We start from the raw sequence: 2500 nt of genomic DNA on the forward strand, positions 1-2500 counted from the left end.
TGGTTAACCGGTCCTCTTAACGTTCCAGCACCGGGCAGGCGTCAGTCCATATACCTCGACTTGCGTCTTCGCATGGACCTGTGTTTTTAGTAAACAGTCGCTTTCCGCTGGTCTCTGCGGCCCGCCACCCCTAACCCGCAAAGGGTTTCAAGATGGCTGGCCCCCCTTCTCCCGAAGTTACGGGGGCAATTTGCCGAGTTCCTTAACCACAGTTCACCCGATCGCCTTAGTATTCTCTACCTGACCACCTGTGTCGGTTTCGGGTACGGGCCACGCGCACACTCGCTAGAGGCTTTTCTCGACAGCATAGGATCACTCTACTTCACCACAACGGCTACGCATCACGCCTCACCCTCATGCAGAACGGATTTACCTATCCTGCGGGCCACACGCTTACACCAGTACTACCACTCACTGGCGGAGCTACCTTCCTGCGTCACCCCATCACTTGACTACTACGCCATCAGGTCCCACGCTCCACACACCAAGCTCCCCGAAGGGAACAAGGCGGCTTCGGGTGGTTAGTATCCGACGCCTCACCATGGACGCACACACGCGGGTACGGGAATATCAACCCGTTCTCCATCGACTACGCCTGACGGCCTCGCCTTAGGTCCCGACTTACCCTGGGCGGAACAACCTGGCCCAGGAACCCTTGGTCATCCGGCGGTACAGATTCTCACTGTACATTCGCTACTCATGCCTGCATTCTCACTCCCACACCCTCCACCGTTAACTTCCGTCACGGCTTCACCGGGCCCAGGACGCTCCCCTACCCACCACAACCCGCGTTAGCAGTTGTTGCAGTGACTCGGCTTCGGCGGTGTACTTCAGCCCCGCTACATTATCGGCGCAGAACCACTTGACCAGTGAGCTATTACGCACTCTTTCAAGGATGGCTGCTTCTAAGCCAACCTCCTGGTTGTCTGGGCAATTCCACATCCTTTTCCACTAAGCACACACTTAGGGGCCTTAGCCGGAGTTCTGGGCTGTTTCCCTCTCGACAACGAAGCTTATCCCCCGCTGTCTCACTGCCACACTCTCACACCATGGTATTCGGAGTTTGGTTGACGTCAGTAACCCGATCAGGCCCATCAGCCACCCAGTAGCTCTACCCCCACAGTGAAACATGCGACGCTGCACCTAAATGCATTTCGGGGAGAACCAGCTATCACGAAGTTTGATTGGCCTTTCACCCCTACCCACAGCTCATCCCCTCAGTTTTCAACCTAAGTGGGTTCGGCCCTCCACACCGTCTTACCGGCGCTTCAGCCTGGCCATGGGTAGATCACTCCGCTTCGGGTCTCGACCACGCAACTACAACGCCCTCTTCAGACTCGCTTTCGCTACGGCTACCCCACACGGGTTAACCTCGCCACGCAGCACGAACTCGCAGGCTCATTCTTCAAAAGGCACGCCATCACAACCACACAAGGCAGCTGCTCTGACGGCTTGCAGGCACACGGTTTCAGGTACTCTTTCACTCCCCTCCCGGGGTACTTTTCATCTTTCCCTCACGGTACTCGTCCGCTATCGGTCACCAGGAAGTATTTAGGCTTACCGAGTGGTCCCGGCAGATTCACAGCGCCCTCCACGGAAACGCTGCTACTCGAGAACACCACACACCACATCCACACAGCTTTCGCGTACGGGACTCTCACCCACTACGGCCACGCATCCCAACGTGTTCCACTAACCATGCAACATGATGCCGAGACTGTCAGATCCCGGACAGCGGCTCTCACAACCCCGCACACGCAACGCCTGACAACTTGACACGCATACGGTTTAGCCTCCTCCGCTTTCGCTCGCCACTACTCACGGAATCACTAGTGTTTTCTCTTCCTACGGGTACTGAGATGTTTCACTTCCCCGCGTTCCCTCCACACGCCCTATACATTCAAGCGCGGGTGACACCCCATCACGGGTGCCGGGTTTCCCCATTCGGACATCCTCGGATCACAGCTCGGTTGACAACTCCCCGAGGCTTATCGCAGCCTCCCACGTCCTTCATCGGCCCCTAGTGCCCAGACATCCACCATGTGCCCTACATAACTTGACCACAAAGATGCTCGCACCCACTCTACAATTCTCAAACACCACACCAAGACAGCGTGCTGCCTCAGACACCCAACAGCGTGCTTGCGAGGAAGACCATCCGGCCCTACTTGTTACCTGTTGCGTCCACAATCAAAAGCCAAAAAGCTTTCCGAAGAAAACTCCTTAGAAAGGAGGTGATCCAGCCGCACCTTCCGGTACGGCTACCTTGTTACGACTTCGTCCCAATCGCCAGTCCCACCTTCGACCACTCCCCCTCCGAAGAGTTGGGCCATGGGCTTCGGGTGTTACCGACTTTCGTGACGTGACGGGCGGTGTGTACAAGGCCCGGGAACGTATTCACCGCAGCGTTGCTGATCTGCGATTACTAGCGACTCCGACTTCACGCAGTCGAGTTGCAGACTACGATCCGAACTGAGACCAGCTTTAAGGGATTCGCTCC

2 rRNA genes (1 of these 2 cut by a window edge) are annotated in these 2500 nt (G+C 56.7%); both read right to left on the reverse strand.

The window, feature by feature from the left end:
* Nucleotides 1–2062 (reverse strand): 23S ribosomal RNA (locus LY13_RS25240); the annotation flags it as partial.
* A gap of 165 nt (nt 2063–2227) precedes the next feature.
* Nucleotides 2228–2500 (reverse strand): 16S ribosomal RNA (locus LY13_RS25245) (it continues 1253 nt past the right edge of the window).

Origin of the sequence: Prauserella aidingensis (assembly GCF_024171865.1) — a bacterium.
Lineage (GTDB): Bacteria > Actinomycetota > Actinomycetes > Mycobacteriales > Pseudonocardiaceae > Prauserella > Prauserella aidingensis.